The sequence below is a fragment of the Streptomyces iranensis genome (assembly GCF_017874715.1).
Taxonomy (GTDB): domain Bacteria; phylum Actinomycetota; class Actinomycetes; order Streptomycetales; family Streptomycetaceae; genus Streptomyces; species Streptomyces iranensis.
Map to the genome: position 1 here is coordinate 431,602 of NZ_JAGGLR010000006.1, position 26,587 is coordinate 458,188.

A 26,587-nucleotide genomic window follows, 5' to 3' on the forward strand; every position below is an offset into this window, starting at 1 on the left:
GTGGCGGTTCGCGGAGGTTTCCCAGGTGTAACGGGGAGTACGGCCGGGGGCTTCCCCGGCCGACCGTACGCCCCGAGTCGCCGCAACGCCCGCCCGTAAGCCGCTCGGCGGCCCGGTCGGGCGCCCCTCGGCGGCCCGCTCAGACGTCCGCGTAGGCGGGTTGCCGCTCCGACCGCGGATCATGCGCATCCGCCTGCGCGCCGGACACCGCGGCCGGGCGGCGCGCGCCACGGAGGTATACGGCCCAGGTGACCGCGGAGCACACCGCGTAGAAGGCGAGGAAGGAGACGAAGGCGGGGGTCCCGGAGTGGGCGCCCGCGAACGACTCACGGAAGGCGAGGTTGATCCCGAGCCCGCCGAGCGCGCCGACCGCCCCGATCAGCCCCATCGCCGCGCCCGACAGCCGCCGCCCGTAGGCCGCGGCCTCCTCGCCGGTCAGACCGCGGGCCACGGCCTTCGCCTGGAAGATGCCGGGGATCATCTTGAAGGTGGAGCCGTTGCCGAGCCCGCTGAGGACGAAGAGTGCGATGAAGCCCACGAGGAAGACGGACAGCGACTTCTGCGCGGAGGCGTAGACGACCACGACGGTCGCGGCGGCCATGGCGGCGAAGGTCCACAGCGTGATCTTCGCACCGCCGTGGGCGTCGGCGAGCCGGCCGCCGACGGGCCGGATGAGCGACCCGAGCAGCGGGCCGATGAAGGTCAGCGCGGCGGCCTGGAGCGGGGTGCGGTCGAACTGGTTCTGCAGCACGAGACCGAAGGCGAAGCTGTAGCCGATGAACGAACCGAAGGTGCCGATGTAGAGCAGCGACATGATCCAGGTGTGGGCGTCCCGCGCCGCCTCCTTGGCCGCCCCGGCGTCGTTGCGCACCGGCGCCAGGTTGTCCATGAACAGCGCCGAGAGCGCCGCCGCGACGACGATCAGCGGGATGTAGACGGCGAGCACGAGCCGCGGATGGGCCGCGCCGGCGGTGCCGATCACCAGCAGCCCGACCAGCTGGATCACCGGGACGCCGATGTTGCCGCCGCCCGCGTTGAGGCCGAGCGCCCAGCCCTTCCTGCGCAGCGGGTAGAAGGAGTTGATGTTGGTCATGGACGAGGCGAAGTTGCCGCCGCCGACCCCGGTGAGCGCCGCGACCACCAGGAACGTGGTGTACGAGGTCCCGGGCTCCATCACCACGGCGGCGGTGATCGCGGGCACGAGCAGCATCCCGGCGCTGACGATCGTCCAGTTGCGCCCGCCGAACCGCGCGACGGCGAAGGTGTACGGCACCCGCAGCACCCCGCCCACCAGCGTGGGCATGGCGACCAGGAAGAACTTACCGGCCGGGTCGACGCCGTACTCCGGCCCCATGAACAGCACCATCACCGACCACAGGCTCCAGATCGAGAACCCGATGTGCTCGGAGAGGATGGAGAAGACCAGGTTCCGGGCGGCGATCCGCTCCCCCTTCTCCCTCCAGAACCTCTCGTCCTCCGGGTCCCACTGCTCGATCCAGCGGCCCCCTTTGCGCGCGGCGGTGGTGGTCGGGGCAGTCATCACGCCTCCACAGTTCTCGGTGTCGCCACAGACGGTAGGGACGGTGGATTTCCGGGCTGTGGCGGCAGGTGACGCGGACGAAACCTTGCTCTCACCCGGAGGGCCGGGTGGCGGTGAGGGGAGTCCGGGGCCCGGGTCCCGCGCCCCGGGGATTCCCTCATCCGGTGGAGCCGTGCCCATCGCATACGCGGCGCGAGGTATCGCCCGGTACCGTACGCGGTGCACCGCCCGCCCCGCCCCGCCGGAGGATCGCATGAGCAGCCAGCCGGATCACCCGTACGACCCGGTGACCGCACAACCTGCCAGTACGCCCGAGGCGCTGCGCGCGGCGGTGGCGCAGGTCGCACCCGGGTCCCTGGCCGCCTTCGACGCCGAGCGAGCGGAGGTGGTGCGGCAGGCCCGCGCCGAGGTGAGCGCGGCCCCGCTGCGCAGCTTCACCCGGCAATGGGCGGTCAACGTGGCGATCGCGCGCCATCCGGCGCGCGCTGCCCGTCTCCGCGAGCTGGAAGCGCTGATCGCCGAGACGGACGACCTCGTCCAGGCACGCGAGGCCGCCGCGGAGGTCGGCCGGATCCTGGACGCCGCGTTCGCCGAGGCCGGGGTGAAGCGAGGAGAGGCGTGAGCGACGCATGGCGCTGGGAGTACGACCCGGACGAAGCGCACGTCGTCGCGGGGCTGCCCAGCCACGTGCTCGGCGAGGTCGAGCGCCTCGCGCATGAACTGGTCGACCTCGCCGACCTGGGCGTCGATGTCACGGACATCGGCAAGGGGCCTCAACCGGGTGTCCCGGGTGGGCTGCGCCGCCTCGGTATTGGCGGGGACGGCTGGCTGTATTTCCTGGCCATGCCACGTCTGCGGCTCCTCGTCGTCACACGCGTCATTCCGCCGTTCGAAGATCTCTGAGCACCCGGCCCGCCTCGGGGCGCGGCAGCCAGAAGCCCGGTGGGCGGTGGAGCCAGCCGGACGTGGTGGAGAGCGCGCGGGCCGCGGCGTGGAGGGCGTCCAGGCCGGGGTGGGTGAGGCCCCTGCGCCACACGATGGAGACCGGTGAGAGCGGAACGGGCTCGGTGAGGGGGCGCAGCACCGCGCCGGGGAGGTGGGTGAACACCTCGCTGGCCAGCACCGACCAGCGGCGCTTGGTCACCACCCGGATGAACTCCTCGTCCCCGTCGATCTCCGGGAACGGCTCCGCCATCGCGATCCCGCGCCCCGCGAAGAGCTGGGCGGCCAGGTCCGTCCACTCGGTGGTGGTGTCGTTGCCCGCCGCCGCGTACAGGGTCTCGCCCGCCAGCGCGGACAGCGGGATCTCCTCGAGCCGGGCGAGCGGGTGGTCCTCGCGCAGGACCACGGCGATGCGCTCGTAGCGGATCAGCCGGTGGTCCAGCCGGGCGAGCACGGCGGGGTCGAGGCCGCGGGCCCGGCCGAAGGAGACGTCCAGGCGTCCGGCGAGGAGTTCGGCGGCGGCCCCGGCCAGCCCACTGTGGAAGCGGGCCACCAGCTCGGTCTCGGGGCCGATGCGGCGCCGCGCCTCCGCCAGCACCTGGTTTCCGGTGCTCACCGGGGCGCTCACGTCCACCAGCAGCGGGCGGCGCTCGGCCCCGCTGAAGGCCGCCGCCAGGTCGTCCTGGGCCTGGAGCACCCTCCGGGCGTACGGCAGCAGCCGTACGCCCGCGGCCGTGAGGGCGACCTGGCGGGTGGTACGGACGAACAGCTCCGCGCCCAACTCCCGCTCCAGGCGCCGGATGTCGCGGCTGAGGGCCTGCTGGGCGACGTAGAGGCGGGCGGCGGCACGGGTGAAGTGCAGCTCGTCGGCGACGGCGGCGAAGGCGCGCAGCAGGCGCGGTTCGATGTCCCGGTTCACCCGCACATGGTGACCGACGCGCCCCTCGATCCTCACCCGGCCGGCATTGACAACGGAGCTGCGTGAATGCCTCCCGATCAGGTGTTGGACCGCCCCCGGCCGGGCCCGGGACCGTAGTGGCGTGATCCTCTTCCTCGCCTCCCGCCCCGTCGTCCCCCGCCCCTCCCGCCCTTCCCGTCCCGGCACCACCCCACCGCGCCACCGCTCCCCGCTCACCCCGTACCGCCGCCTCTTCACCGCCCCCGGCGCACTCGCCTTCACCCTCGCGGCCTCCGTCGGGCGGCTGCCGGGCTCGATGCTCGGCGTCTCCACGGTGCTCATGATCGCCACGGTGCGGGACTCGTACGCGCTCGCGGGCGCCGTCTCGGCGACCGGAGTCGCAGCGACGGCGATCGCGGGACCGCTGCTGGGTCGCCTGGTCGACCGGTACGGACAGGCCAGGGTCGCGGTCCCCGCCGTCCTCGTCTTCGTGGCCGGGGCGATCGCCATGGTGCTCTGCGTCCATCTCGGCGCCCCGGCCTGGACGCTGTTCTGCTGCGCGGTGGGCTCGTCCGGGGTGCCCAGCCTGGGCTCGATGACCCGCGCCCGCTGGGCCGCGCTCCACCGCGACGACCCGGCCGCCCGGCACACCGCCGCCTCCTTCGAGCAGGTCGTCGACGAGGTCTGCTTCATGGCCGGGCCCGCGCTGGCCATGGTGCTGTGCACGGCGGTCCACCCCGAGGCGGGGCTGGTCACGGCGGCGGTGCTGCTGCTCATCGGCACCCTGCTGTTCGCCGCCCAGCGCCGCACCGAACCACCGCCGGATCCCCGCCCCGCCCGGGGCCGCGTCCTGCTCACCCCCGGTCTGCGGGTCGTCCTGATGACCTTCCTCGCGACCGGCGCCGTCTTCGGCTCGATGGAGGTGGCGACGGTCGCCGCCGTCGGCTCGTACGGGGGCTCCACGGCGAGCAGCGCCGTCCTCGCCCTCCAGGCCGCGGGGTCCTGCGCGGCCGGGCTGGCCTTCGGCGCGCTGCCACCGCGCGGTACGGCCGGAGGGCGGCTGGTGGCGGGCGTGGCCGCGATGGCCCTCGCCGTCCTCCCCCTCCTGACCGCCCACAGCCTCGCCGCCCTCGCCCCGCTGCTCTTCCTGGCGGGCATGGCCACGGCCCCCACGATGATCACCGGTATGACCCTGGTCCACCGGCTGGTCCCGGCCGCCCGCCTCAACGAGGGGATGACCACCGTCTACACCGGTCTGCTCATCGGCATCTCCACGGGTGCCGCGGCCGGCGGCTGGACGGTGGACCACCTGGGCTCCACCTCCGCCTACCTCACCCCGGCGACGGCAGCCGCCCTCGCCTTCGCCATCGCCTGGGCGGGGCGGGGCCGCCTGCGGCCCCGCCCCGGTGCCCGGTCCGAACGGGCGGTCACGACGCGTCGGCCTCCGCCAGGAAGGGCCCGAGCAGGGACAGCAGGGGGCCAGGGCGTTCCTCGGGGAGGAAGTGGCCGCTGTCGTCGATCACGGCGCCGCGGGTCGCCGGGGCGACCTGGCCGAGGCTGTGGACGGGGGCCGGGCCACCGGCCTGGCCGCAGCCGATGGCCAGGGTGGGCATCGGGAGCGGGGTGCGGGCGAGTTCGGTGAGGGCGGTGGTGTCGGCGGGGGCGTTGCGGTAGTACGCGAAGCCGTTGGCCAGCCGGCCCGGACGGGTGTAGGTGCGCAGATAGGTGTCGACATCGGCGGGGCGGATGGCCCCGGTCTCCAGGGCGTGCCCGTAGAAGTGCTCCAGCAGGATCCGCTCCCGGCCCTCCGCCAGCTCCTCCGCGAGACCGGGCACCGAGAAGAAGCCGAAGTGCCAGAGCCCGGCGCGGGCGATCAGCTCGCTCAGCCCGAAGCCGTGCAGTGGCACGGCGAGCAGGGTGAAGCTGCGGACCCGGGCGGGGTGCGCGGCGGCCCACGCATAGCCGATGGGGCCGCCCAGGTCGTGGCCGACGACATGGACCCGGTCCAGGCCCAGCTCGGCGCGCCAGGCGTCCAGCAGATCGGCGGCTATCCGGACCCCGTGGCCGTGCGGGGAGGAGCCCGAGTCGCCCAGGCCCGGCAGGTCCACCGCGAACACCTCGTGGTGGCGGGCGAGTTCGGGGATCACCTTGCGCCAGGCGTACCAGGTCTGCGGCCAGCCGTGGAGCAGGACGACGGGGGTTCCCGGCCCCGCCGCCCGCACCCAGTGCAGCCGTACGCCTTCGATCGTCGTCTCGCGGTGTTCTGGCGTTTCGCTCATGCGGGCCAGTCGAGCACCGGCGCGACGATGCTTTCCTCTTTAATATATGAGAGGTGAAGGGATTATTCGCGATCAGATATAGGCTTGGCCCTTATGGAGCTGCGCCATCTCCGCTACGCGCTCGCCCTCGCCGAGCACGCCCACTTCGGCCGCGCCGCCGCCGCGCTGGGCATCCGGCAGCCCCCGCTGTCCCAGCAGATCAAGGCGCTGGAGACCGAGCTGGGCGTACGGCTCTTCGACCGCACCGGGCACGGGGTGCGGCCCACCGCCGCGGGTGAGGCGTTCCTGGCCCGCGCCCGGCAGGTGCTGGACCATCTCGACCTCGCCGTACGGGACGCGGCCGACGCCGGGCGGGGCGAGACCGGTTCGCTCGCCATCGGCTTCCTCGGCACCGCGCTCGCCGCCGTGCTGCCCGAGGTGCTCACCGCCTTCCGGACCCGCCGCCCGCAGGTCCGGCTGGAGCTGCGGGAACTCCCCAGCGCCCGGCAGATCGAGGCGCTGCTGGACGGCAGCCTGGACGCCGGGGTCATCTGCGGCCCGCCGCCCACGGCCGCCCGGCGGCGGCTGACCAGCCTGCCGCTGGCCCGGGAGACCCTGGTCGCGGCGGTGCCGTCCGGCCATCCGCTGACCAGTGCCGCGGCCGTGCCCGTACGGGCGCTGGACAGCGAGCCGCTGATTCTCTCCTCGCGGCAGGCCGAGCCCGCCGCCGCCGATGTGGCGCTGGCCGTATGCCGCGCCGCCGGGGTCGAGCCGCGGATCGCGCATGAGGCGCACAATCTGCACACCCTGCTGGGGCTGGTCGCCTGCGGGCTCGGCATCGGCATCGGACCGGCGGGGATGCGGCGCTTCCGGCATGTGGGGGTGACCCTGCTGCCGCTGGAACCGGCCGCCGCCGGGCTGGAGTTCCACCTCGCCCACCGCTTCGGCCCGGTCCCGAGCGTCCTGGGTGCCTTCCTCCGCACGGTGCGCCAGGTCCATCGGGGCTGACACCGCCGCCCGGTGCGTGCCCGCTCCCGCCCGTTTTGTCAACGGCATTGACATATCTCTATCACCCCTCGTATACCTCTCCCCATCGAAGCGCTTCGACGAACGTTGCACATGCGCCCTTCCTTCCAACCCTCCCGGAGGCAGCGGATGTTGACGGCATGGAAACGGACGAAACGAACGGTGGCCGTCATCGCGGCCATGCTCGCAACTTCCCTGCTCATGGCGGGTTGCGGGGATGGCGGGGACGAGGCCGGGGACGGCAAGTCACTCAAGCTGTGGCACTACGAGGCACCCAACAGCGCCATGGGCATCGCCTGGAAACAGGCCATCGAGGAGTTCAAGAAGAGCCATCCGGGCGTCACGGTGAAGGTCGAGGAGAAGGGCTTCGAACAGATTCAGAAGACCGCCTCGATGGTTCTCAACTCCGGTGACGCACCCGATCTGATGGAGTACAACAAGGGCAACGCCACCACCGGGCTGCTCTCCAAGCAGGGCCTGCTCACCGACCTCACCCCCGAGGTCACCAAGCGTGGCTGGGACAAGCCGCTCAGCCCCGGCGTGCGCACCACCAGCCGCTACGACGCCCAGGGCGTGATGGGCTCAGGCAACTGGTACGGGATCCCCAACTACGCCGAATACACGATGGTCTTCTACAACAAGACCCTCTTCGACCAGCACCACATCAAGGTCCCGGCCACCTTCGCCGAATTCACCGCCGCCCTCAAGGCGTTCAAGAACAAGGGCGTCACCCCACTGGCCAGCGCGGGCGCCGAATACCCTGCCCACCAGTACGTCTACCAGCTCGCCCTCTCCAAGGCCGACCGCTCCTGGGTGGACGCCTACGAGCAGTACCAGGGCAAGCCGGACTTCCACGACGCCGCCTGGACCTACGGCGCCGCCACCTTCGCCGACTGGGTGAAGAAGGGCTATATCGCCAAGAGTTCGAGCGGCGCCAAGGCCGAGGACGCGGGCGCGGCCTTCATCGCCGGGAAGTATCCGATGTTCTTCTCCGGCAGCTGGTGGTTCGGCCGCTTCAAATCCGAGATGAAGGACGAATGGGGCACCTTCCCCTTCCCCGGCTCCAAGCTCACCCTCGGCTCCGGCGGCAATCTCTGGGTCGTCCCCAAGGGCGCCAAGAACAAGGAGCTCGCCTACGACTTCATCGACATCACGATGAAGAAGGGCATCCAGAACACCCTCGGCAACAACGGCGGAGTGCCCGTGGCCGCCGATCCCTCGGCGATCACCGACCCCAAGTCCAAGGCCCTGATCAAGGACTTCACCACCTACGCCGACGGCGATGGCCTGGCCTTCTACCCCGACTGGCCGGTCCCCGGCTTCTATGACGTCCTCGTCTCCGAGACCCAGAAGCTGCTCACCGGCAGCGCGGAACCGGACGCCTATCTGGACGCGCTGAAGAAGGCGTACGACGCGGGCGCGCCGAAGGGATGAGCTCCCACAGCCACGGCGTCCGCCGCGGGCGCCGCGAGTATCCGTACGCCCTGTTCCTGCTCCCCGGCGCGCTGGCCTTCCTCGCCGTCATCGTCGTCCCGTTCCTGATGAACACCGGGATCAGCCTCACCCACTGGCAGGGCGTGGGCAGCCCGAAGTGGGCCGGGCTCGCCAACTACCGCGATCTGCTGGACGACTCCGCCTTCTGGGAGTCCTTCCGGCACAGCCTGGCCATGGTGGTGGCGATGGCGGTGCTCCCCACCGTCCTCGGCCTGGTGCTGGCCGCCGCGCTCTTCGACTACATCGCCAAACACGTCTCCACCCGCACCGCGAGCGTGCTGCGCGCCTGCTTCTATCTGCCGCAGGTGCTGCCGATCGCGGTGGCCGGAATCGTCTGGAGCTGGATCCTCGCCCCGGAGAACGGCGCGCTCAACGAGGCGCTGGGCGCCGTCGGCCTCGGTTCGCTGCGCCACGACTGGCTGGGCGACCCGGACTTCGCGCTCTACAGCGTGATGGCGGTGATGGTCTGGGTCCAGCTCGGCTTTCCACTGGTGGTCTTCATGGCGGGGCTGCAGCGCGCCGACCCGTCCCTGCACGAGGCGGCCGAGCTGGACGGGGCGTCGTGGTGGCGGCGGTTCTGGCATGTGACGCTGCCCCAGATCCGCCCGGAGATCTATGTCGTGCTGCTGTGGTGCACCATCGCGGCGCTCAAGGTCTTCGGCGCGGTGTATGTGCTCACCAAGGGCGGACCGGGTGGGGCCACCAATGTCCCCTCGTACTTCTCCTTCCAGTCCTTCTTCGAGAAGACACAGGTCGGCTACGGCTCCGCGGTCTCCACCGCCCTCACCGTGATCATCCTGGCGCTGGCCCTGGTGGCATTGCGCCTGCAAACCCGGGCGGAGGACCAGTGAACGCCGTCAAGGGACAACGCGCCCCAGCCCGCTTTCCGGTGCTTGCCGCGCTGATCGTCGCGGCCGCCCTCATGGTGCTGCCGTTCCTCGTGGTGGCCCTCAACGCGGTGAAATCGCCCGCCGACTACTCCGCGAACGGCCCGCTGAGCCTGCCCGAGGGGATCCACCTCGACGGCCTGAGGGACTTCTGGCAGCGGGTCGACTTCGGCCGGAAGCTGTTCAACTCCGTGCTGATCTCCGGCTCGGTGGCGGTGCTCGCCGCGCTGCTTTCGGTGCTCAACGCGTATGCGATCGGCATCGGGCGGGTCAGGGGCCGCCCCTGGGTGCTGGCCTTCTTCGTGCTGGCCAACATGCTGCCGCAGGAGGCCCTGGTCTACCCCGTCTACTACCTGTCCAAGCAGGTGGGCCTGTACGACACCCGGCTGAGCGTGATCATCGTCTTCACCGTGATCCAGTCGGCCTTCGGCACCTATCTGCTCTCCTCCGTGCTCGGCGCCTTCCCCAAGGAGGTCATCGAGGCGGCCCGGATCGACGGCGCCACCAAATGGCAGGTGCTGTGGCGGGTCGTGGTGCCGGTCAGCCGCCCCACCATCGGAGTCCTGCTGGTCTTCTTCTTCATCTGGACCTGGAACGAGTTCCTGCTGCCCCTGGTGATGCTGATCTCCAACGACAACCAGACGGTCTCGGTGGCGCTCGGCGTCCTCCAGGGCCAGCGGCTGATGGACGCCACCATGACCAACGCGGCCGCCCTGCTGGGGGTGCTCCCCGCGTTCTGCTTCTTCCTGATCTTCCAGCGGACCCTGACCCGTGGCATCGCCATGGGCGCGGTCAAATGACGAGGAGGGCCGCATTCGCATGAAGTTCAGCGATGGCTATTGGAGACTGCGCGAGGGCGTCCACGCCGCGTACCCCCAGGGGGTGCTCGATGTGGAGACCGGCCCCGGCACCCTCACCGTCCACGCCCCCACCCATCCCGTACGCCACCGCGGCGATCTGCTCAAGGGCCCCGCCCTCACCCTGACCTGCACCGCCCCCATGCCCGATGTGATCGCCGTCCGGATCACCCACTTCGCGGGCGGGGTGGAGCGCGGCCCGTCCTTCGAGATCGCCCGCGAGACGTACGGCGCCGAGGTGAGCCGCGATGACGGGGAGGCCCGGCTCACCTCGGGCGCGCTCTCGGTACGCTTCGCCCGCACCGGACCCTGGCGCATGGACTTCGAGGCCGCCGGGCGCACGCTCACCAGCAGCGGCGTCAAGGACATGGGCATCATGGAGACCGCCGACGGCCACCACCACCTGCGCGAACGGCTCGCGCTGCGGGTCGGCACCTCCGTATACGGCCTCGGCGAGCGCTTCGGCCCGCTGGTGAGGAACGGCCAGGCCGTGGACGTCTGGAACGCCGACGGCGGCACCGCCACCGAGCAGGCGTACAAGAACGTCCCGTTCCTCCTCACCGACGCGGGCTACGGCGTCTTCGTGGACCACCCCGGCCGGGTCTCCTTCGAGGTCGGTTCGGAGGCGGTCTCCCGGCTCCAGTTCAGCGCCGAGGACCAGGAGCTCACGTACTACGTCATCCACGGGCCCACCCCGAAGGAGATCCTGCGCCGCTACACCGCGCTCACCGGCCGCCCCGCGCTGCCGCCCGCGTGGTCCTTCGGGCTGTGGCTGTCCACCTCCTTCACCACCTCCTACGACGAGGAGACGGTCACCGGCTTCGTCGACGGCATGGCGGAGCGCGCGCTGCCGCTGTCCGTCTTCCACTTCGACTGCTTCTGGATGCGCGAGTACCAGTGGTGCGACTTCACCTGGGATCCGCGGGTCTTCCCCGACCCGGAGGGCATGCTGCGACGGCTGCGCGAGCGGGGGCTGAGAATCTCCGTCTGGATCAATCCGTACATCGGCCAGCGCTCCCCGCTCTTCGCCGAGGGCAAGGCCGCCGGGCATCTGCTGAAGCGGCCGGACGGCTCGGTGTGGCAGTGGGACCTGTGGCAGCCGGGCATGGCGCTGGTGGACTTCACCAGCCCCGAGGCCCGCGCCTGGTACGCGGCCAAGCTGACCGCGCTGCTGGACATGGGCGTGGACTGTTTCAAGACCGACTTCGGCGAGCGGGTGCCGCTGGACGTGGTGTACGCGGACGGCTCCGACCCCGAGCGAATGCACAACTACTACACCCACCTCTACAACCGCACCGTCCACGAGGCGCTGATCGAGCGGCGCGGTGAGGGCGAGGCGGTGGTCTTCGCGCGCTCGGCCACGGCGGGCGGCCAGCGGTTCCCGGTGCACTGGGGCGGCGACTGCGAGTCCACCTACGAGGCGATGGCCGAATCGCTGCGCGGCGGGCTCTCGCTGGGTCTCTCCGGCTTCGGCTTCTGGAGCCATGACATCGGCGGCTTCGAGGGCACCCCGGACCCGGCCCTGTTCAAGCGGTGGATCGCCTTCGGGCTGCTGTCCTCGCACAGCAGACTGCACGGCTCGTCCTCCTACCGGGTGCCGTGGCTCTTCGACGAGGAGTCGGTCGAGGTGCTGCGCCACTTCACCCGGCTGAAGCTGCGGCTGATGCCGTATCTGTACGAGGCGGCGCGGCAGGCGCACACCGAGGGCATCCCGGTGATGCGCGCCATGGTCCTGGAGTTCCCGGACGACCCCGGGTGCGCGGGTCTCGAGCGGCAGTACATGCTCGGCGGGGATCTGCTGGTCGCCCCGGTCTTCGACGACGAGGGCGACGTGACGTACTACGTGCCCGAGGGCGTCTGGACGCATGTGCCCAGCGGGCGGACGGTGCGCGGCCCGCGCTGGGTGCGCGAGACCCACGGCTTCCTCGGCGTCCCGCTGCTGGCCCGCCCCGGCGCGGTGATCCCGTTCGGGGCGGCCGACGACCGCCCCGACGCCGACTGGGCGGACGGGATCACACTGTGGGTGTACGAACCGGCGGCGGGCCCGGTCACGGTGCGGGTGCCGCGCCCGGACGGCACGACGGCCGCCACCTTCACCGTCGTCCGGGACGGGGCGGTGCTGCGCGCCGAGGCCGCCGGCACCTCGGCGCCGTGGCGGCTGGAGGTGGCCGGCGGCCCGTCCGCGGAGGCGGCGGCGGGGACGGCGGTGCTGACGGTGCCGCTCCCGCCGTTGGCGCCTAACAGCGGCGGGGCTTGACCCAGGAGCATTCGAGTAGTCCGGCGTCGGCCGTAGCGGCGCCCCGTACGGCACGGGGCCGCACCGCCTCCGCACGGCCCTCGCCGGACTTCGCGAGCGTCACCACGATCGCGTCCTCGCCTCCAGGCTGTTGAGGTGAGGGACGTTGGCATGTTGTTGGACAGCTTCTTGGCTTCCTCCTAATAGGAGGAGGATCCCTACGGCTCGCGCTGTAGGGGTTTCTGCTTCGCCGCCGACTGCCCGCTCGGAGTTCTCCGTTGAGATCTTACACCGGCTCCACAGACAGACACCGCCAGCCCGGCGGCCAGAAGATTATTCGCCGCGTTCACGTCCCGGTCGTGGGTCACGCCGCAGTCGCCGCACGTCCAGGTACGGACGTGCAACGGCATCACTTCGGCGAGATTGCCGCAGTTCGAGCACAGCTTGGACGAGGGAAACCAGCGGTCCACCGCGATCACTTCGCGGCCGTACCACTGGGCCTTGTACTCCAGCATCGTGCGAAACTCTCGCCACGCAGCATCGGAGATAGCACAGGCGAGCGCGCCGTTCTTCACCATATTCCGAACGGTCAGGTCCTCGATTACGACCACTTGGTTTTCGCGGACGAGACGAGTGGTGATCTTGTGCAGCAGGTCACGCCTGCGGTCGGCGATTCGAGCGTGGACGCGGGCGACCGCGCGCCGGGCCTTGGCCCGGTTCGCTCCGTCGCCCCTGGCCTTACGCGCCAGTGCCCGCTGGGCCCTGGCCAGCCGGGCACGGTCCCTGCGCTCATACCGGGGGTTGACGATCTTCTCCCCGGTGGAAAACGTCAGCAGGTGGTCCAGCCCCACATCCACACCAATCGCCGCGTCCGTTGCCGGAAGCGGTCCCACTGCCGGGTCCTCGCACAACAGGGATACGAACCATCGGTCCGCGCTGTCGTGCGACACCGTCACTGTCGAGGGCTGGGCCCCTTCGGGCAGATGCCGGGACCACACAATGTTCAGTGGCTCTGACATCTTCGCCAGGGTCAGCTCACCGTCTCGGAACCGGAACGCGGACGTGGTGTACTCGGCACTGTTCCTCGACCGCTTACGGGACTTGAAGCGCGGGTACTTGGCCTGCTTGGCGAAGAAGTTCGTGAACGCCGCCTGGAGGTGCCGCAGAGCCTGCTGGAGCGGAACGGACGACACCTCGTTGAGATACGCCAGTTCCTCGGTCTTCTTCCACGCCGTCAGCATCGCCGAGGTGCGGCTGTAGTTGATTCGCTCCCCACGCACCCACGCCTGGGTGCGGGCGGCAAGGGCCATGTTGTAGACCTTCCGCACGCATCCGAACGTGCGTGACAGCTCCGCCGCCTGCGCATCCGTTGGGTAGAAGCGGTACTTGAACGCCCGCCTCACACGAGTAGCCACGGGTCACACACTCACATGCCAGTCTGTAACCGCCTCACATGCCGGATAATTGGACGCCGTTCCCGCCCTGGGCGGCGACCAGCTCAATAACGACGGCCAGCTCCAGGCACGCGCATGACGGTTCACAGGTCTCCTCATGGCACGGCAGGAGCCCGTACCCCGCCCGTTCGCGACAGAGCACCCGCGGATGGCAACCGAAGTTCCGGATCACCGCGTCCCCTGTTCAGAGGGGGGAATCGAACACGACGAGAGGCGGTTCATCGATGGCCATGCCCGGAGCGGATCTGCTGTGCGCCGCGGTCGGACTGTCGCTCTACGCCTGCGCCTGGCGCGACACCCGGCTGGTGCGACGGCTGCGCCGCGAGGGGGTCCGTACGGAGGGGGTGGTGGTCGCCAACATCGTGAACCACCACAGCCAGAACAGGAGCCGCAGCACGACCCAGACGCCGGTCATCCGGTTCCACGACCACCAGGGCTACATGGTGGAGTTCACGACCGCGGTCCAGGGCGTCGGCTTGGGGCTGGCGAACGGCCGGAGGGTGGAGGTGATGTACCTCCCGGGCGAGTCGCAAAAGGCCCGGGTATGGATGCGACGCCACATACTCGGCCCGGCGGCGGTCCTGACCCTGATCGGCACGATCTTCCTCGGCTTCGGCCTGGTGATCGCCTTCAGCTGAAGGGCGGCCATAGCACGGGTGGGCACGGCCGCCGGGCGTCAGCGGGACGTGGTCAGGGCGAGGCTCGCGGGGAGGGCGGCGACGGCCTCGCGGAGGCGGTCGGCCAGGTCGTGGCGGTGCGGCGGCTCGCTACGCGTACGGCCCGTCCCGCTCACGCCGCCCGCCGCATCCGCCTGTGCCACCCAGCTCGCCAGCGCCCCGTGGAACGCGGCGACCAGCATGTCCACGGCCAGCCGCGGCCGGAGGTCGCCCGGCGCGCCGAGGCCGAAGCGGCGGTGCAGGATCGCCAGCGCCTCCTGCGTGGTGGCCTCGCAGAACTGCAAACCGTGCGCGCCCATCGAGGGCGTCCGCTCGGCCAGCCGCCGGCTGAGCAGCATCCGGCGGGCCCAGCCCTCGTCGTCCATCCGCGCCAGCGCGGCCAGCAGCGCGTCCCGCCCCAGCTCCACCACCGGCAACTCGGCCGGTTCCGCGGTCTCCAGCTCCTCCAGGAAGGCCCGCCACAGGTCCTGGTCGGGGGCCATCGCGACATCTTCCTTGCTGGTGAAGGTGCGGAAGAAGGTGCGCTTGGAGACCTCCACCTCCTCGCACAACTCGTCCAGCGTCACCCCGCCGAAGCCGCGCCGGGTGAACAGCTCCAGCGCGGTGTCTATCAGCGTCTGACGGGTGCGCCGCTTCTTGCGTTCGCGCAGTGAGGAGTTGGGAGCGGCAGTCACGGCGAAGAGTGTAGCCGTCATCGATGACGCCACTTGCACGCGTTTGCCACTCAGTGGCATAACTGATGTCGCCATCATTCACCGGAAAGGCGAACCGCCATGCGCCCCCTGCTCGTTGACCACTCCTCCCTCTCCGGCCTCCGCCTCGGCGCGGCCGCCGACCCCGAACCCGCCCCCCACCAGGCGCTGGTCCGGGTGACCGCCACCTCCCTCAACTACGGCGAGGTCACCCACCGGACCGAGGCCCCCGACGGCACCGTGCTGGGCTGGGACGCCGCCGGAGTGGTCGAGCGCGCCGCCGCCGACGGCTCGGGACCGGCCGCCGGAACCCCCGTCGTCACCCTGGGCGCGGACGGCGGCTGGGCGGAGCTGCGCGCGGTGGACACCGGAATGCTCGGCGTCCCGGGGTGTCGGTAAGAACCGTGTCACCAGCCGCAAACGTGACTCGCGGGCCCTCGCGTCACTCTTTCGGGTGAGTGGAGAGCTCTAGCGCTGCGGCGGGCGGTGTCGTGACGGGACGATCGGCGACCGTGACACGGTCGCCGATGGATCTTGACGAGCTGGTTGAGCACTGGACGCTGTTGAAGGACGAGCAGGTGCTCGTGTCCGGCAAGCGCGGTGCGACGCGACTGGGCTTCGCCGTGTTGCTGAAGTTCTACACGCAGTACGGTCGGTTTCCCCGGGGCCGGTTCGAACTGTCGGGCGAGGCCGTGGAGTTCGTCGCCCGGCAGGTGCAGGTACCAGCGTCCGAGCTGGATGTGTACGAGTGGAGCGGCCGGACGATCGAGTACCACCGCGCGTAGATCCGCGGGCACCTGGGCTTCCGTGAGTGCAGTGTCGCGGACGCGGAGAAACTGACTGTCTGGCTTGCTGAGCATGTCGCGTGTAAGGAGCGGCGGCCGGAGCAGGTGCGACCGGATCGTGGGCGCCGCACTGAGAGTGGCCGAGGAGACGCTGACGGCGAGGATCTCGGCGCGGCTCACGGTCGAGAGCACCGAGCGGATCGTCGCCCTGGTCGCCGGCGCTGCCCAGGAGGACGACGCCGTGACCGGTGAGGGCGGTGGCGGCGACGGGGACGGCTTGCCGGTCCTGAGGAAGATCAAGGAGGCTCCGGGCAATGTGAGCCTGGAGACGATGCTCACCGAGATCCACAAGCTGCTCGCGGTCCGCGCAGTCAGGCTACCGGCAGACCTGTTCGCCGACGTCGCGCCGAAGGTGGTAGCCGGATGGCGAGCACGGGCCGCAGTGGAATCCCCTTCCCACCTGCGCACTCACCCGCTGCCGCTGCGGGTCACGCTACTCGCCGCGCTGCTGTACGAGCGGGAGCGGGAGATCACGGACACGCTTGTGGAACTGCTGATTTCCACGGTGCACCGGATCGGAGCGCGGGCGGAGAAGAGGGTCACCGAGCAGCTGGTCAACGCGTTCAAGAAGGTGTCGGGCAAGGAGAACATCCTGTTCAAGCTGGCGGAGGCGTCGCTGTGCGAGCCGGAGGGCACGGTCCGCGAGGTTGTCTACCCGGCCGTGTCGGGCGGTGAGCAGACGTTGCGGGAGTTGGTGCACGAGTTCAAGACCCGTGGCCCGGTCTACCGGCGCACGGTGCAGACGACGTTGAAGGCGTCGTACACCAACCACTACCGGCGCGGGCTGATCAGGCTGCTGGACGTGCTGGAGTTCCGCTCGTCCAACCACACGCACCAGCCGGTGATCGAGGCCCTCGCGCTGGTGGCCCGGTACGCGGCGGCGGGCAACACCACGTACTACCCGCTGGGCGAGACCGTGCCGGTCCACAAGGCCATGGGCGGGGACTGGGCCGAGGTCGTCCACCGCACCGACAAACGCGGGAGGCCCAGGGTGGTGCGCATGGTCTACGAGGTCGTCGCCTTCCAGGCCCTGCGCGACCAGCTCAAGTGCAAGGAGATCTGGGTCATCGGCGCCGACAGGTGGCGCAACCCGGATGCGGACCTGCCCCCAGACTTCAGCGAACGGCGTGAGGAGAACTACCGCGAGCTGCGCAAACCGCTGGACCCGCAGGTCTTCATCGACGAGCTGCGCGAGCAGATGACCACCGAACTTGCCCTGCTGGACGACCGGCTGCCCAAGCTGAGCTGGCTGGACATCGCCGAGCGGAAGTCCGGCGCGATCCGACTGACCCCGGCCGAGGCCCAGCCCGAGCCACGCAACCTGCGCCGGATCAAGGGCGAGGTCCAACGCCGCTGGGGCATCGTGCCGCTCATCGACATCCTCAAGGAGGCGGTGCTGCGCACCGGCTGCCTGGACGCGGTCACCCCTGTCTCCGGCGGCGGCAGCCTGCCGGCGGACGATCTGGCCGAACGCCTGCTGTTGGTGATCTACGCCTACGGTACGAACACCGGGATCAAGGCCGTCTCCTCCGGTGGCCACGGCCACAGTGAGGACGAACTGCGCTACGTGCGCAGCCGCTACCTGTCCGCCGAGGCCGCCCGCGCCATCGCAGTGCAGATCGCGAACGCCACCTTCGCCGCCCGCAGCACGCAGCTGTGGGGGCAGGGCTCGACCGCGGTCGCCTCCGACTCGACGCACGTGCGCGCCTGGGACCAGAACCTGTTCACCGAGTGGCACTCGCGCTACGGCGGACGCGGGGTGCTCATCTACTGGCACATGGAGAAGAAGTCCCTGGCCATCCACTCCCAACTGATCAACTGCACCGCTTCCGAGGTCGCCGCAATGGTCGAGGGCGCGATGCGGCACGGCACCACCATGGACGTCCAGGCCAACTACACGGATTCGCACGGCCAGTCGGAGATCGGGTTCGGCATCACCAGACTGCTGAACTTCGACCGGCTCCCGCGCATCAAGCCGATCAACAAGGTGAAGCTCTACCGGCCCGTCGCCGGGGCGAGCCGGACGCCTACCCACGGCTCGCCCCGGCGCTGACCCGCCCCATCCGCTGGGAACTGATCGCCCAGCAGTACGACCAGATGTTCAAGTACGCGACCGCGATCCGCACCAGGACCGCCTCCACCGAGGCGATCCTGCGCCGCTTCACCCGCAACGCCTCCCACCCCACCTACGCGGCCATGCTGGAGGTCGGGCGCGCTCAGAAGACCATCTTCGTGGCCCGCTACCTGCGGCTTCGGGACCTTCAGCGGGAGATCGAGGAGGGTCTGAACGTGATGGAGTCCTCCAACGGCGCGGGCTCCGTGATCGCCTACGGCAAGGGCGGCGAGATCGCCTCGAACCGGCGCGACGAACAGGAGATGTTCGTGCTGTGCCTGCGGATCCCGCAATCCGCCTTGGTCTTCGTCAACACCCTGATGCTTCAGGACATCCTCGGCGAACCGGAGTGGGCCGACCTCCTCACGCCGGCCGATCTGCGTGGCCTGACCCCGCTGTTCTGGTCGCACGTGCGTCCGTACGGGGAGGTGAACCTCAACATGGACACCCGACTGAACCTCGCCGCGGTCACCGTGCCGGGCCCTCGGGTACCAGCGGACGCCGACGACCAGCAGTCGGCCGAGTACGTGTGAGCTCGCGTACCGTCGAGGGCCCTTGACGTAGTGCGGAAATGCGTCGAGGGTCAATCCAGGCGGCGCATCGGGTCCAACAAGCTTTCGGCATCCTCCTGATGAGGATCGGCTAGTCGTCCTTTCAGGTATGCCGAGTAAGCACTGACCTTGTCGGCTACGTGCCCGCCACTGCCAATCGGTGGGTTCGGGCTCACATCCACGACACACCATTGTCTGGTCGTCCAATGCCGGACGAGGTGGACACCGGCGATGTCGTAATCCAATGACGTCGCGGCTTGCACAGCCGTCGCCCGCGCCACTGGATCCAGGCTTTGCGGTTCGACGAGAATTGCTTCCGCCCAGCCCGAACTCTCCAGCAGATCACCGCCATCGATGCTGCGATGCCGCAGAGCAAACGAGACATAACCTCCCAATACTAGCAGGAAATACGAGCCATCAGGTGGGACGAACTCCTGGGCGAGGAACCCTCGTGCGTTTCCCGCACCTTGGAGCTTCTCAGTGAACGCTTCTTCATTGCCGACGATGCTGTCCCTGCCGCCTCCCGTGACCGTTTTCAACACGAACGGCAGGTCAAGCCGGAGAGCGAGATCGCGATAGGCGTCTGAGGGCAATCGGGGTGGTAGATAGACCGTGGACGGCACAGACAGTCCTCGGTTGGCCAGCCTCACGTACTTGAACAGCCTGGTGGGCACGCCAACACCCGTGGCGTTAACAGCGCGGACACCATTGGCGGCGAGGTAGTCCGCGACCGTGTTCAACAGAGTCGCGGTGGGCCGTGGGTAAGCCAGGATTTGCACGAGGCCGAAGTCGGCTAGGTCCCGCCCGCTCACCGTCTCACGGATACGGGCTCCTCCCGGCCCGATGTCGATGGCGAGTTCCTCGATGTTGCAGAAAACGACATCAACCCCAGCGGCGAGCAGCTCGCTCGCGAAGTCGATATGCTCGCCGAGTTCTTCGCCATTGAGCAGGAGTGCGGGTTTCGATGCCGGACGGGCCATCGACTACTGGCCGCCCTTCTGCTGGAACCCCTTGACCTTCTCCTCGATGGCCTTGTCCACCAAAGCAGGGTCCACCTTGTCCTCTTTCTGGAATCCCAGCTCTTCGAGCGTCAGATCATCGAACTCCTCAAGAACCTCATCGATTGCATCGACTGTCCCTGCGGCTTTCGACGACGCCTCCGCCGCGGATTCGGTCGGTCGCTCCGGAACAGGAGCCGACTCCTCTTCCTGGTTGGTCGACGGGCTAGCCTTATGCTCCTGCTTGCCGGACAAATTCACTCCCCTATCTCCCGACTGCCGGCCTACCGGCCGCCGATTGCGCCAGATCATTGAGCTGATTCGCAGGGTTCTACACCTCTTTGAGCAGGTCGGCGACGCCATCGATCGACACCTGCGGCAACCATGGCCGCCGCAGGTCTACAACGGGTGGTCGTCAGCGCCGGTTCACACGACCCGTGTCGCGCCGATCACAACCAGCCAATGTGTCGACAAACGATCGTCTGCCGACACTCGGCACCGTGATCGCGAACCCGCAGGTGGGCAGTGTCGACAACTGGCGTCGAATATCAACGTCGGTGAACGGTGTATCAGGTGGATTCCGACGCATGCTCTTGGGCTACGCCCGGGTCTCGACCGCGGACCAGAACCCGGATCATCAGATCGACGCGCACCTGCGGCACGGGGTGGAGCGGGGCGACATCCACATCGACACCGCAAGTGGCGCGAAGGCGTCCCGCCCGAAGCTCGACCTCGTGCTGCAGCTGCTGCGGCCCGGCGACACGCTCAAGATCACCCGGCTCGACCGGCTTTCCCGTTCCGTCCTCCACCTCGTCACACTCGGCGCCAACCTGCGTGAGCGCGGCATCGGCCTGCACGTCATCGAGCAGGGCATCGACACCACCACTGTGGAAGGGCGCGCAATGTTCGGGATGCTGTCGGTACTGGCCGAGCTCCAGCGCGAACTCATCGTGGCCAACACAATGGACGGCCTGGCTGCCGCACGCGCCCGCGGCCGCAAGGGCGGCCGGCGCCCGAGCCTCACCGAGGATCAGGCCGCACTCGCCCAGCAGCTCTACGACGCCCGGGAGAAGACCGTCCAGCAGATCGCCGACCTGTTCGGCGTGCCACGCTCAACGGTCTATGGGCACCTCGACCTCGAGAAGACCGTGCCACGACAGCCCAAAAGCACTGCGCCCACGAAGCCCTGACGGGTTCGTCTGCGGCTGGTGACAGCCTTCTTACCGGCACCCCATGTCATCGCCACCACCGGCGACCCCGCCGCCCACGGCGACGACCTACGGGCGCTGGGCGCACATGAGGTGATCGCGGGGCCGGAGGAGGTCGGCGAGCCGGTGCACGGGGTGGTGGACGTGGTCGGCGGACCGCAGCTGGTGGCCGCGTACGACAAGCTCGCCGCGCACGGCACCCTGGTGTCCGTCGGCCATGTCACGGGCCAGCCCGAGACCTTCCCGTTCGGCGCCCTCTACGGCAACGAAGGCCGCCACAACCGCTCCATCGTCACCTTCTACTTGCTGGACCGCCCCGACATCGGCACGGACCTCGGCTGGCTCGCGGAGCGCGTCGCGACGGGCGATCTGGACCCCCAGATCACCTGGCGCGGCGGCTGGAACCGAGCCGAGGAGGCCGTCACCGCCCTCCTGGACCGCCGCCTCCACGGCAAGGCGGTCCTGGACATCGGCTGACGGCTGGCAGCGATGTGACCTGGGATGAATGGTTCCGCCACAGGATGCGGCAGGCAGATCCACTGGAGGGAATGGTGCTACCCGGCGGCCACCTCGGGCCGCACCCGGCGCACCATCACCGTCACGACCGGCGCCTCCGGCGAAGACTGCGCGGTGCCCAATGCCCCGTATCCCCACGACGCGTAGAGGGCCTGCACCCTCCCGTCCTGGTTCAGGGGGTTGACCATCAACGAGGCTTGCGCCTCGGGTCGCCCGGCCAGCAGGACGTCGTGCAACCCACGGGCGACCCCCTGCCCGCGCCACCGCCGGCGGACCATCATCTCTTTCACCGCGACCGTGGAAGCCCCCGCCATGGTCGGCTCGGGCTCCGGCCGGATGCGGCGCCACCAGCGGTCGTCCGCTCCGGTGAGCCGGTTGGCGTAGATGTAGCCGATGGGCTCACCGGAGTCGTACGCCATCACAGCCTCCCAACCCGGTTCGGCGGCGTGCCGGTGCAGCCGCTCCCCGAACGCCTCGGGGGCGTAATGCGGCAGGTGGAGCTTGTGCGCCCAGCACTCTTTGTAGATTCCCACCAGGTCATCCCACACGGACTCCACGTCCCCGCTCCGGACGAGACTCACGCCGTCTTCCACTGCTGCTCCCACAAGTCGTAGACAGGTCCGGGCGAGATCCGGCGAAGGTCACGCGTGAACGAGTCGAGCATGGACCGTACCCGGGAGTGCTCCACGTCAATGGAGGCAGCGGTGGCCACAGCCCGCTCCGCCTCGCCCTGGCCGAGCTGGGCGCGGGCCAGGCGGGCGGTCGTGATGGCCCGGGAGCGGACGAGATGGGGGCGGAACAGGGTGAGGGAGACATGGGCGTGCGCCTCCGCCTCGGCCCCTCGCCCGGCGGCCAGGTACGCGGTGGTGGCAAGGCTGTGCACTTCGGCTTCGTCGTAGAACGCGGTCAGCCACAGCGGCCGCCGCTCGCCCGGATCGGCTCGGACCATCGCCTCCCGGGCACAGCCCAGGGCGCGATCCACACCGGCCTTGTCCCGCGTCAGGCCGAGGATCGCGGCATGCCGGGCGTGGCCGAGGGAAGCGAACAGCGGGTCACGGCGGGTGATGGACAGGCGCCGGGCGACATCGTTGGCGTCGAGGGCATCGGCCGGTCGGCCCAGGTGGCGGTAGAGACTGCCCTTGTGGGACCAGACGCGGAACAGGATGGTCTGGTCGCCGGACTCCTGGGCAAGGCTGGCCGCCCGCTCGTGATGCCGTAGGGCCGCGTCGAATCGACGCCCGTCGGTGGCGGCCCACATGGCACTGGACACGCAGGCGGCGGCCGTGGCGTACAGGGCGTGCCTGACGCGCTGGGAACACGAACCACGCCGGCGCAGGGCAACGGCTTCATCCGCCAGGGCCAGGGCAGCGGCCTCGGTCTGCTTGTCCCCGCCCTTCTTGTGGTCGGCGGCGATGAGTTTGGCGAAGCGGCCTTGCAGGGCCCGTACGTCGCCCATGCCGACACGGTAGGGCGTGGCGGGAGCCGGTGCGGTTACGGCCGCTCCCAGCGCGACTCCCGTGGCGAGGGCCTGGCGGCGGTTCACGTTGTCCTCCGGTGGGGCGGCGGGGAGACGGCCCGGCGGGGGAACGAATCCCAGCTCGACCGGTGCCCGGCCCAGTGTCATCGTGAGGGCGCGGCGCTGGAGTTCGTGGGGCCAGAGGTCTGTCCGCTCAGCCACCGCCGCACCACCCGGTCACCGATCCGGCCGGGCCTTCCGGTCATCCGCTCGATGGCCTTGTTCACCGCCTCGGCCAACTTCTCCTGCGTTAACCCAGCATCGTCCAGGGCCATTTGGAGGGCTTGGTTCCCCATGCTTCCACGGTAGACACGCACGCACAGCCCACCAAGGAACTTGGTCAAGGGGAGGCAAAAAGGTCCGGGTGCATGCGGGTAGGACGGCTTGCACATGCCCTAAACACGGAACGCTCCCAAGCGTTGACTGGGTGTAATGCAGCGCCAGGCCGTCCGCACGAGCAGCCCGTTCCCCGGGGTCTCCACGCAGCCTGGCCCACTCACCAGAAGGCCGACGAGATGACCACGACGATGATCAGCAAGCCCTCACCGCTCACCCCCACCGAAACCCACCACCCGGCCTACTCCCAGTCGCTCCCCTGCACCGAGGAGTCCGTGGGCATCACGCGCCTGTCCGTCGCCGCGACCCTGCGGGCCTGGGGGCTGGAGGACCTGGTGGACGACGCCCGCTTGATCGCCTCAGAGCTGGCCACCAACGCGATCCGGCACGCCACCCGCCACACCCCCGACCCCGAGCAGCGCGGCAGCTTCCGCCTCAAGGTCGAACGCCCCAGCGAGAACCTCGTGCGCATTTCCACGTTCGACCGGTCCCGCGCCGTCCCTCGCGTCGTCCAGGCGACCGAAACGGCCGAGTCCGGACGCGGCATGGCCGCGGTGGAAGCCGTCGCCTGTCGGTGGGGCATCGATCCCAAGCCGTGGGGCAAAGGGATCTGGGCGGAGTGCGCCAAGGACAGCCCTAAGCCCGACACCGAGGCGGTCATCCTTCCCGCATGGTGCCCCTAATCAGGAAGGCGTGCGATGCCGCAGAACGTTCCCAGCTTCGCTGAGCTGCTGAAGGGTGCGCAGCAATCCGCCGTGCACCTGGAGATGCGTGACGTCTACGACGTCGAGAACGAACGCGAACCGTTCGCCCGGTGGGGTGCCGGCTTCCGCCTGAACGAGGCGGATCGGTCGTCGTGGTGGCGTCCGTGGCTCGACCTGGTCGCGGAAACAGTGGAGCGCGGCGTCGTGATGCGTCGAGCTCGCATCGTGTCCGAACCGGTGACCGACTACATCAAGTACGAGCACAGCGGTACGTTCACAAACGTCGCAGCGGGCGAGCTGGTCCGGTGGCTGCCTCGGGCGAACGCCTCGGACATCGCCGTGCCCGGCAACGACTTCTGGCTCATCGACCAGCGGGTCGTGCGCTTCAACGTCTTCACTGGCGGCGGTGACGTAGCCGCGCCGCAGTACACCGAGGACCCTCGGGTGGCCAAGCTGTGCAGCGATGCGTTTTTCTCGCCCAGCTCGCCGCACCCGGCGCCCAGCGACGACCGGCCCGCGCTGCGCTGGGAACACCGGCTCGGCTGAGCATCGATGAGTACCGAAACACGACGAAGGGCCCCGCCGTGGTGGCGGGGCCCTTCGTCGTACATGGGATGAGTGGAGATGGCGGGAATCGAACCCGCGTCCAACGGTGCGGAATCAGGGCTTCTCCGAGCGCAGTCCACTGTGATTTTCTCGGCCCCGGAGATCACGCGGACAAGTCTCCGACGGGCTCAGTCACTGTTTGATTTCCCACTACACCCCGTGACCGGGTCTAGTGGTTTAGTTCCCTAGTCGATGCCAGGATCCGGGTCGGGAACAGCCCCGGGCTGACACTTCGCAAAGTCGCTACTTAGGCAGCGAGGGCGAAGGAATCGCGCTTGGTGTTGGCGATTATTGGTTGCGACATATGGTTAACGAGATCATTGCCGCTTCCTCGGCTCGCTTCCCCTGCTTCGACAGCCGCTGTCGAAACCGATCATCCCCATGTGCACTCTGTTCAATTAGGTACTGCTTCAAGGGTGGTGCCACGCCCTCGGTGGGGCGCACAGCCATCATAGGTGAACAACGCGCGACGGGGCCACATCATTCCCACCGCCCGTGGTGCGCCTTCCGGCTGGTCAGGCGCGCTCGCGGCGGCGGGCCGCCGAGATCGCCCGGTCGGTCTCGCGGCGGTCCTGCTTCTCGCGGAGGGTCTGGCGCTTGTCGTACTCCTTCTTGCCCTTGGCCAGCGCGACCTCGACCTTGGCCCGGCCGTCCTTGAAGTACAGGGCCAGCGGCACCAGAGTGTGGCCGGTCTCCTGGGTCTTGCCGGTCAGCTTGTCGATCTCCGCCCGGTGCAGCAGCAGCTTGCGCCGGCGGCGTGCCGAGTGGTTGGTCCAGGTGCCCTGGCTGTACTCGGGGATGTGCACGTTGTGCAGCCATGCCTCGCCGCCGTCGAGCTGCGCGAAGCCGTCCGCGAGCGAGGCGCGCCCCTGGCGGAGCGACTTCACCTCGGTCCCGGTCAGCACCAGACCGCACTCGTAGGTGTCCAGGATGTGATAGTCGTGCCGCGCCTTCTTGTTCTGCGCGATCAGCTTGCGACCCGTCTCTTTAGCCATGGTCAGGCCATTCTCGCACTAGGACCCGCTCCCGAGGCCACTCAATACCGTGCGCGCCCGCGCCTCCGCGGACGGGCCGTCGTCGCCCTTGACCGTCAGGTCCGGATCGATACCCTCGCCGTCGACGTTACGCCCGGCCGGGGTCCGGTAGTGGCCGACGGTGAGCTCGGCGACCGAGCCGTCGGGGAGTTCGCTCGGCATCTGGACCGAGCCCTTGCCGAAGGTCCGGGAGCCCACGACGACGGCGCGGCCGCGGTCCTGGAGGGCGCCGGTGAGCAGTTCGGCGGCGCTCATGGTGCCGCCGTCGACCAGCACCACCAGCGGGCTGTCGGTGTCGCCGCCCGGTCGCGCGTCGAGTACTCGCTGGTCGCCGCGGACGTCGTAGGTGGCGACCAGGCCACCGTCGAGGAAGGAGGAGGCGGCGGTGACGGCCTCGGAGACCAGCCCGCCGGAGTTGCCCCGCAGATCGAGCAGGACGCCGTCGCCCCGGGGGATGGAGCGCATCGCGCGCCGGATCCGCTCTCCGGTGCCCTTGGTGAACGAGTCGACCTTGATCCGGACGGCGCCGGGTCTGTGGTCGTCGTAGCCGCTGAGCCGGTCGACGGTCACCGGGTCCGTGGTCAGCCGGGCCCGGCGGAGCTCTTGCGTCCATTCGTGGCCGCCGCGCCGCAGCCCGAGCTTCACCCGGGTGCCCGGGGAGCCGTCGGCGGGGCCGCGCAGCAGGGCGACGACCTCGGTGACTGGCCGCCCGGTCACGATCTTGTGGTCGACCGTGCGCAGTCGGTCACCGGCCCGGACCCCGGCCTTCTGGGCGGGGCTGCCGGGCTCGACGCGCTCCACCGCGATCCGCCCCTGGGCGTCCCGGCGGGCGGAGATCCCGACGCCGACGTAGGCGCCGTCGAGGGTCTGGCGGTAGCCCTCGTACTCACGGGCGCTGTAGACCGCGCCCCACCGGTCTCCGCTGCGGCTCACCACCTCACGGGCGGCCTTGGAACCGGACTTCCCGTCCTCCTGGGCCTGGGCCGCGGCCGCCTTGACCTGGTCGCTCTCGACCGCGCCGAGGTACGCGCGGGCCGGTATCCGGGCGGCTTGGGGGTCCTGGCGCGATCCGGGCTCGGCGCCCCAGGAACCGACGGCCGCCCCGGTGGCGAGCACGCCGGCGAAGACCAATGTCAGGGCGGCCCCGCGGCGAATGCGGCGGGGATGGACGAACAAACACGGGCCCGACATGCCGGTGA

The 26,587-nt window shown here is 69.7% G+C and carries 28 protein-coding genes, 1 other RNA gene and 2 pseudogenes; 17 read left to right on the top strand and 14 right to left on the bottom strand.

Annotated elements, in window-relative coordinates; translation table 11 throughout:
- Positions 1–139: 139 nt before the first annotated feature.
- On the bottom strand, positions 140–1,540 hold the full coding sequence (locus J2Z30_RS13730) for a nitrate/nitrite transporter (protein WP_044574501.1): 1,401 nt from the start codon (positions 1,538–1,540) through the stop codon (positions 140–142).
- A gap of 253 nt (positions 1,541–1,793) precedes the next feature.
- Here J2Z30_RS13730 and J2Z30_RS13735 point away from each other — a divergent pair, with 253 nt between their 5' ends.
- Together J2Z30_RS13735 and J2Z30_RS13740 are read left to right on the top strand one after the other, a co-directional pair.
- A complete protein-coding gene (locus J2Z30_RS13735; protein ID WP_044574499.1) occupies positions 1,794–2,162 on the top strand; it encodes a hypothetical protein in 369 nt (122 codons plus the stop codon).
- Entirely contained in the window at positions 2,159–2,443 is a 285-nt protein-coding gene (locus J2Z30_RS13740) for a hypothetical protein (RefSeq protein WP_044574497.1), read from the top strand. Before J2Z30_RS13735 ends, J2Z30_RS13740 begins: the two co-directional genes overlap by 4 nt.
- On the opposite strand, the gene J2Z30_RS13745 is transcribed toward J2Z30_RS13740, so the two are convergent.
- Positions 2,418–3,401: a LysR family transcriptional regulator gene (locus tag J2Z30_RS13745; protein WP_044581862.1), complete on the bottom strand. Its 984-nt coding sequence runs from the start codon at positions 3,399–3,401 to the stop codon at positions 2,418–2,420. The two genes, J2Z30_RS13740 and J2Z30_RS13745, sit on opposite strands and share 26 nt — an antisense overlap.
- A gap of 121 nt (positions 3,402–3,522) precedes the next feature.
- Here J2Z30_RS13745 and J2Z30_RS13750 point away from each other — a divergent pair.
- Positions 3,523–4,776, top strand: a pseudogene (locus J2Z30_RS13750) (MFS transporter); the annotation flags it as partial.
- Positions 4,777–4,807: 31 nt separating this feature from the next.
- Here the strand turns inward: J2Z30_RS13750 and J2Z30_RS13755 are convergent.
- Entirely contained in the window at positions 4,808–5,659 is an 852-nt protein-coding gene (locus J2Z30_RS13755) for an alpha/beta hydrolase (RefSeq protein ID WP_044574495.1), read from the bottom strand.
- 93 nt (positions 5,660–5,752) lie between these two features.
- Here J2Z30_RS13755 and J2Z30_RS13760 point away from each other — a divergent pair, with 93 nt between their 5' ends.
- The 5 genes from J2Z30_RS13760 (at position 5,753) to yicI (ending at position 12,159) form a co-directional block, all read left to right on the top strand.
- Positions 5,753–6,646 carry a LysR substrate-binding domain-containing protein gene (locus J2Z30_RS13760; protein ID WP_044574493.1) on the top strand — a complete coding sequence of 298 codons (894 nt, stop codon included), beginning with the start codon at positions 5,753–5,755 and terminating at the stop codon, positions 6,644–6,646.
- Positions 6,647–6,793: 147 nt separating this feature from the next.
- On the top strand, positions 6,794–8,098 hold the full coding sequence (locus tag J2Z30_RS13765) for an extracellular solute-binding protein (RefSeq protein WP_044574491.1): 1,305 nt from the start codon (positions 6,794–6,796) through the stop codon (positions 8,096–8,098).
- A complete protein-coding gene (locus tag J2Z30_RS13770) occupies positions 8,095–9,009 on the top strand; it encodes a carbohydrate ABC transporter permease (RefSeq protein WP_044574490.1) in 915 nt (304 codons plus the stop codon). The genes J2Z30_RS13765 and J2Z30_RS13770 overlap by 4 nt, the downstream gene beginning before the upstream one ends.
- A gap of 71 nt (positions 9,010–9,080) precedes the next feature.
- On the top strand, positions 9,081–9,845 hold the full coding sequence (locus tag J2Z30_RS13775; RefSeq protein WP_044581860.1) for a carbohydrate ABC transporter permease: 765 nt from the start codon (positions 9,081–9,083) through the stop codon (positions 9,843–9,845).
- A 19-nt stretch (positions 9,846–9,864) separates the two neighbouring features.
- On the top strand, positions 9,865–12,159 hold the full coding sequence (gene yicI / locus J2Z30_RS13780) for an alpha-xylosidase (protein ID WP_044574488.1): 2,295 nt from the start codon (positions 9,865–9,867) through the stop codon (positions 12,157–12,159).
- On the opposite strand, the gene J2Z30_RS50895 is transcribed toward yicI, so the two are convergent.
- Entirely contained in the window at positions 12,140–12,265 is a 126-nt protein-coding gene (locus J2Z30_RS50895; protein ID WP_281062695.1) for a hypothetical protein, read from the bottom strand. The two genes, yicI and J2Z30_RS50895, sit on opposite strands and share 20 nt — an antisense overlap.
- Before the next feature lie 91 nt (positions 12,266–12,356).
- The gene (locus tag J2Z30_RS13785; protein ID WP_044574486.1) at positions 12,357–13,553 is read right to left on the bottom strand and encodes an RNA-guided endonuclease InsQ/TnpB family protein; all 1,197 of its coding nucleotides are present in this window, start codon (positions 13,551–13,553) and stop codon (positions 12,357–12,359) included.
- Positions 13,554–13,816: 263 nt separating this feature from the next.
- Between J2Z30_RS13785 and J2Z30_RS13790 the strand changes: the two genes are divergently transcribed.
- Positions 13,817–14,230, top strand: coding sequence for a DUF3592 domain-containing protein (locus J2Z30_RS13790; RefSeq protein ID WP_044574484.1), 414 nt, complete (start codon positions 13,817–13,819; stop codon positions 14,228–14,230).
- Between the two features lie 38 nt (positions 14,231–14,268).
- Here the strand turns inward: J2Z30_RS13790 and J2Z30_RS13795 are convergent, their stop codons facing one another.
- Positions 14,269–14,943 (bottom strand): TetR/AcrR family transcriptional regulator, encoded by a 675-nt coding sequence (locus J2Z30_RS13795; RefSeq protein WP_308279922.1) that lies wholly within the window; start codon positions 14,941–14,943, stop codon positions 14,269–14,271.
- Positions 14,944–15,042: 99 nt separating this feature from the next.
- On the opposite strand from J2Z30_RS13795, the pseudogene J2Z30_RS13800 reads away from it, so the two are divergent.
- The 4 genes and pseudogenes from J2Z30_RS13800 to J2Z30_RS50905 all read left to right on the top strand — a co-directional run.
- Positions 15,043–15,342 (top strand): annotated as a pseudogene (locus J2Z30_RS13800) (alcohol dehydrogenase catalytic domain-containing protein); the annotation flags it as partial.
- Between the two features lie 146 nt (positions 15,343–15,488).
- Positions 15,489–15,746 carry a DUF4158 domain-containing protein gene (locus J2Z30_RS13805; protein WP_052701538.1) on the top strand — a complete coding sequence of 86 codons (258 nt, stop codon included), beginning with the start codon at positions 15,489–15,491 and terminating at the stop codon, positions 15,744–15,746.
- A gap of 118 nt (positions 15,747–15,864) precedes the next feature.
- On the top strand, positions 15,865–17,859 hold the full coding sequence (locus J2Z30_RS51335) for a Tn3 family transposase (RefSeq protein WP_209468664.1): 1,995 nt from the start codon (positions 15,865–15,867) through the stop codon (positions 17,857–17,859).
- 23 nt (positions 17,860–17,882) lie between these two features.
- The gene (locus tag J2Z30_RS50905; protein WP_308279928.1) at positions 17,883–18,452 is read left to right on the top strand and encodes a Tn3 family transposase; all 570 of its coding nucleotides are present in this window, start codon (positions 17,883–17,885) and stop codon (positions 18,450–18,452) included.
- 50 nt (positions 18,453–18,502) lie between these two features.
- Here the strand turns inward: J2Z30_RS50905 and J2Z30_RS13820 are convergent, their stop codons facing one another.
- Both J2Z30_RS13820 and J2Z30_RS13825 read right to left on the bottom strand, forming a co-directional pair.
- Positions 18,503–19,450 carry an ATP-grasp domain-containing protein gene (locus J2Z30_RS13820; RefSeq protein ID WP_209468665.1) on the bottom strand — a complete coding sequence of 316 codons (948 nt, stop codon included), beginning with the start codon at positions 19,448–19,450 and terminating at the stop codon, positions 18,503–18,505.
- Positions 19,451–19,453: 3 nt separating this feature from the next.
- Positions 19,454–19,723: a hypothetical protein gene (locus tag J2Z30_RS13825; RefSeq protein ID WP_209468666.1), complete on the bottom strand. Its 270-nt coding sequence runs from the start codon at positions 19,721–19,723 to the stop codon at positions 19,454–19,456.
- 245 nt (positions 19,724–19,968) lie between these two features.
- On the opposite strand from J2Z30_RS13825, the gene J2Z30_RS13830 reads away from it, so the two are divergent.
- Entirely contained in the window at positions 19,969–20,658 is a 690-nt protein-coding gene (locus J2Z30_RS13830) for a recombinase family protein (RefSeq protein ID WP_308279923.1), read from the top strand.
- A gap of 18 nt (positions 20,659–20,676) precedes the next feature.
- Positions 20,677–21,153 carry a zinc-binding dehydrogenase gene (locus J2Z30_RS13835; protein WP_308279924.1) on the top strand — a complete coding sequence of 159 codons (477 nt, stop codon included), beginning with the start codon at positions 20,677–20,679 and terminating at the stop codon, positions 21,151–21,153.
- A gap of 77 nt (positions 21,154–21,230) precedes the next feature.
- Here the strand turns inward: J2Z30_RS13835 and J2Z30_RS13840 are convergent, their stop codons facing one another.
- Genes J2Z30_RS13840 through J2Z30_RS13850 form a run of 3 tightly spaced genes read right to left on the bottom strand, consistent with a single transcriptional unit; the run spans position 21,231 to position 23,004 of the window.
- On the bottom strand, positions 21,231–21,773 hold the full coding sequence (locus tag J2Z30_RS13840; protein WP_308279925.1) for a GNAT family N-acetyltransferase: 543 nt from the start codon (positions 21,771–21,773) through the stop codon (positions 21,231–21,233).
- On the bottom strand, positions 21,770–22,870 hold the full coding sequence (locus J2Z30_RS13845) for an NsdA family TPR-like regulatory protein (protein ID WP_209468667.1): 1,101 nt from the start codon (positions 22,868–22,870) through the stop codon (positions 21,770–21,772). The genes J2Z30_RS13840 and J2Z30_RS13845 overlap by 4 nt, the downstream gene beginning before the upstream one ends.
- Positions 22,813–23,004: a hypothetical protein gene (locus J2Z30_RS13850; RefSeq protein WP_044574472.1), complete on the bottom strand. Its 192-nt coding sequence runs from the start codon at positions 23,002–23,004 to the stop codon at positions 22,813–22,815. Before J2Z30_RS13850 ends, J2Z30_RS13845 begins: the two co-directional genes overlap by 58 nt.
- A gap of 219 nt (positions 23,005–23,223) precedes the next feature.
- Here J2Z30_RS13850 and J2Z30_RS13855 point away from each other — a divergent pair, with 219 nt between their 5' ends.
- Both J2Z30_RS13855 and J2Z30_RS13860 read left to right on the top strand, forming a co-directional pair.
- The gene (locus J2Z30_RS13855) at positions 23,224–23,727 is read left to right on the top strand and encodes an ATP-binding protein (RefSeq protein ID WP_044574470.1); all 504 of its coding nucleotides are present in this window, start codon (positions 23,224–23,226) and stop codon (positions 23,725–23,727) included.
- Between the two features lie 15 nt (positions 23,728–23,742).
- The gene (locus tag J2Z30_RS13860) at positions 23,743–24,294 is read left to right on the top strand and encodes a DUF6879 family protein (protein ID WP_044574469.1); all 552 of its coding nucleotides are present in this window, start codon (positions 23,743–23,745) and stop codon (positions 24,292–24,294) included.
- Positions 24,295–24,364: 70 nt separating this feature from the next.
- Here the strand turns inward: J2Z30_RS13860 and ssrA are convergent.
- The 3 genes from ssrA to J2Z30_RS13875 form a co-directional block, all read right to left on the bottom strand.
- Positions 24,365–24,735: a transfer-messenger RNA gene (ssrA, locus tag J2Z30_RS13865) on the bottom strand.
- Positions 24,736–24,869: 134 nt separating this feature from the next.
- The gene (smpB, locus tag J2Z30_RS13870; protein ID WP_020870887.1) at positions 24,870–25,349 is read right to left on the bottom strand and encodes an SsrA-binding protein SmpB; all 480 of its coding nucleotides are present in this window, start codon (positions 25,347–25,349) and stop codon (positions 24,870–24,872) included.
- Positions 25,350–25,367: 18 nt separating this feature from the next.
- Positions 25,368–26,579, bottom strand: coding sequence for a S41 family peptidase (locus J2Z30_RS13875; RefSeq protein ID WP_078956848.1), 1,212 nt, complete (start codon positions 26,577–26,579; stop codon positions 25,368–25,370).
- Between the last annotated feature and the right edge of the window lie 8 nt (positions 26,580–26,587).

Coding starts and splice junctions, on each gene's coding strand:
- J2Z30_RS13730 (WP_044574501.1), bottom strand. CDS start 1,540: ATGACTGCCCCGACCACCACCGCCGCGCGCAAAGGGGGCCGCTGGATC.
- J2Z30_RS13735 (WP_044574499.1), top strand. CDS start 1,794: ATGAGCAGCCAGCCGGATCACCCGTACGACCCGGTGACCGCACAACCT.
- J2Z30_RS13755 (WP_044574495.1), bottom strand. CDS start 5,659: ATGAGCGAAACGCCAGAACACCGCGAGACGACGATCGAAGGCGTACGG.
- J2Z30_RS13760 (WP_044574493.1), top strand. CDS start 5,753: ATGGAGCTGCGCCATCTCCGCTACGCGCTCGCCCTCGCCGAGCACGCC.
- J2Z30_RS13765 (WP_044574491.1), top strand. CDS start 6,794: ATGTTGACGGCATGGAAACGGACGAAACGAACGGTGGCCGTCATCGCG.
- J2Z30_RS13770 (WP_044574490.1), top strand. CDS start 8,095: ATGAGCTCCCACAGCCACGGCGTCCGCCGCGGGCGCCGCGAGTATCCG.
- J2Z30_RS13775 (WP_044581860.1), top strand. CDS start 9,081: ATGGTGCTGCCGTTCCTCGTGGTGGCCCTCAACGCGGTGAAATCGCCC.
- yicI (WP_044574488.1), top strand. CDS start 9,865: ATGAAGTTCAGCGATGGCTATTGGAGACTGCGCGAGGGCGTCCACGCC.
- J2Z30_RS13790 (WP_044574484.1), top strand. CDS start 13,817: ATGGCCATGCCCGGAGCGGATCTGCTGTGCGCCGCGGTCGGACTGTCG.
- J2Z30_RS13805 (WP_052701538.1), top strand. CDS start 15,489: ATGGATCTTGACGAGCTGGTTGAGCACTGGACGCTGTTGAAGGACGAG.
- J2Z30_RS13820 (WP_209468665.1), bottom strand. CDS start 19,450: ATGGCCCGTCCGGCATCGAAACCCGCACTCCTGCTCAATGGCGAAGAA.
- J2Z30_RS13850 (WP_044574472.1), bottom strand. CDS start 23,004: ATGGGGAACCAAGCCCTCCAAATGGCCCTGGACGATGCTGGGTTAACG.
- J2Z30_RS13855 (WP_044574470.1), top strand. CDS start 23,224: ATGACCACGACGATGATCAGCAAGCCCTCACCGCTCACCCCCACCGAA.
- J2Z30_RS13860 (WP_044574469.1), top strand. CDS start 23,743: ATGCCGCAGAACGTTCCCAGCTTCGCTGAGCTGCTGAAGGGTGCGCAG.
- smpB (WP_020870887.1), bottom strand. CDS start 25,349: ATGGCTAAAGAGACGGGTCGCAAGCTGATCGCGCAGAACAAGAAGGCG.
- J2Z30_RS13875 (WP_078956848.1), bottom strand. CDS start 26,579: ATGTCGGGCCCGTGTTTGTTCGTCCATCCCCGCCGCATTCGCCGCGGG.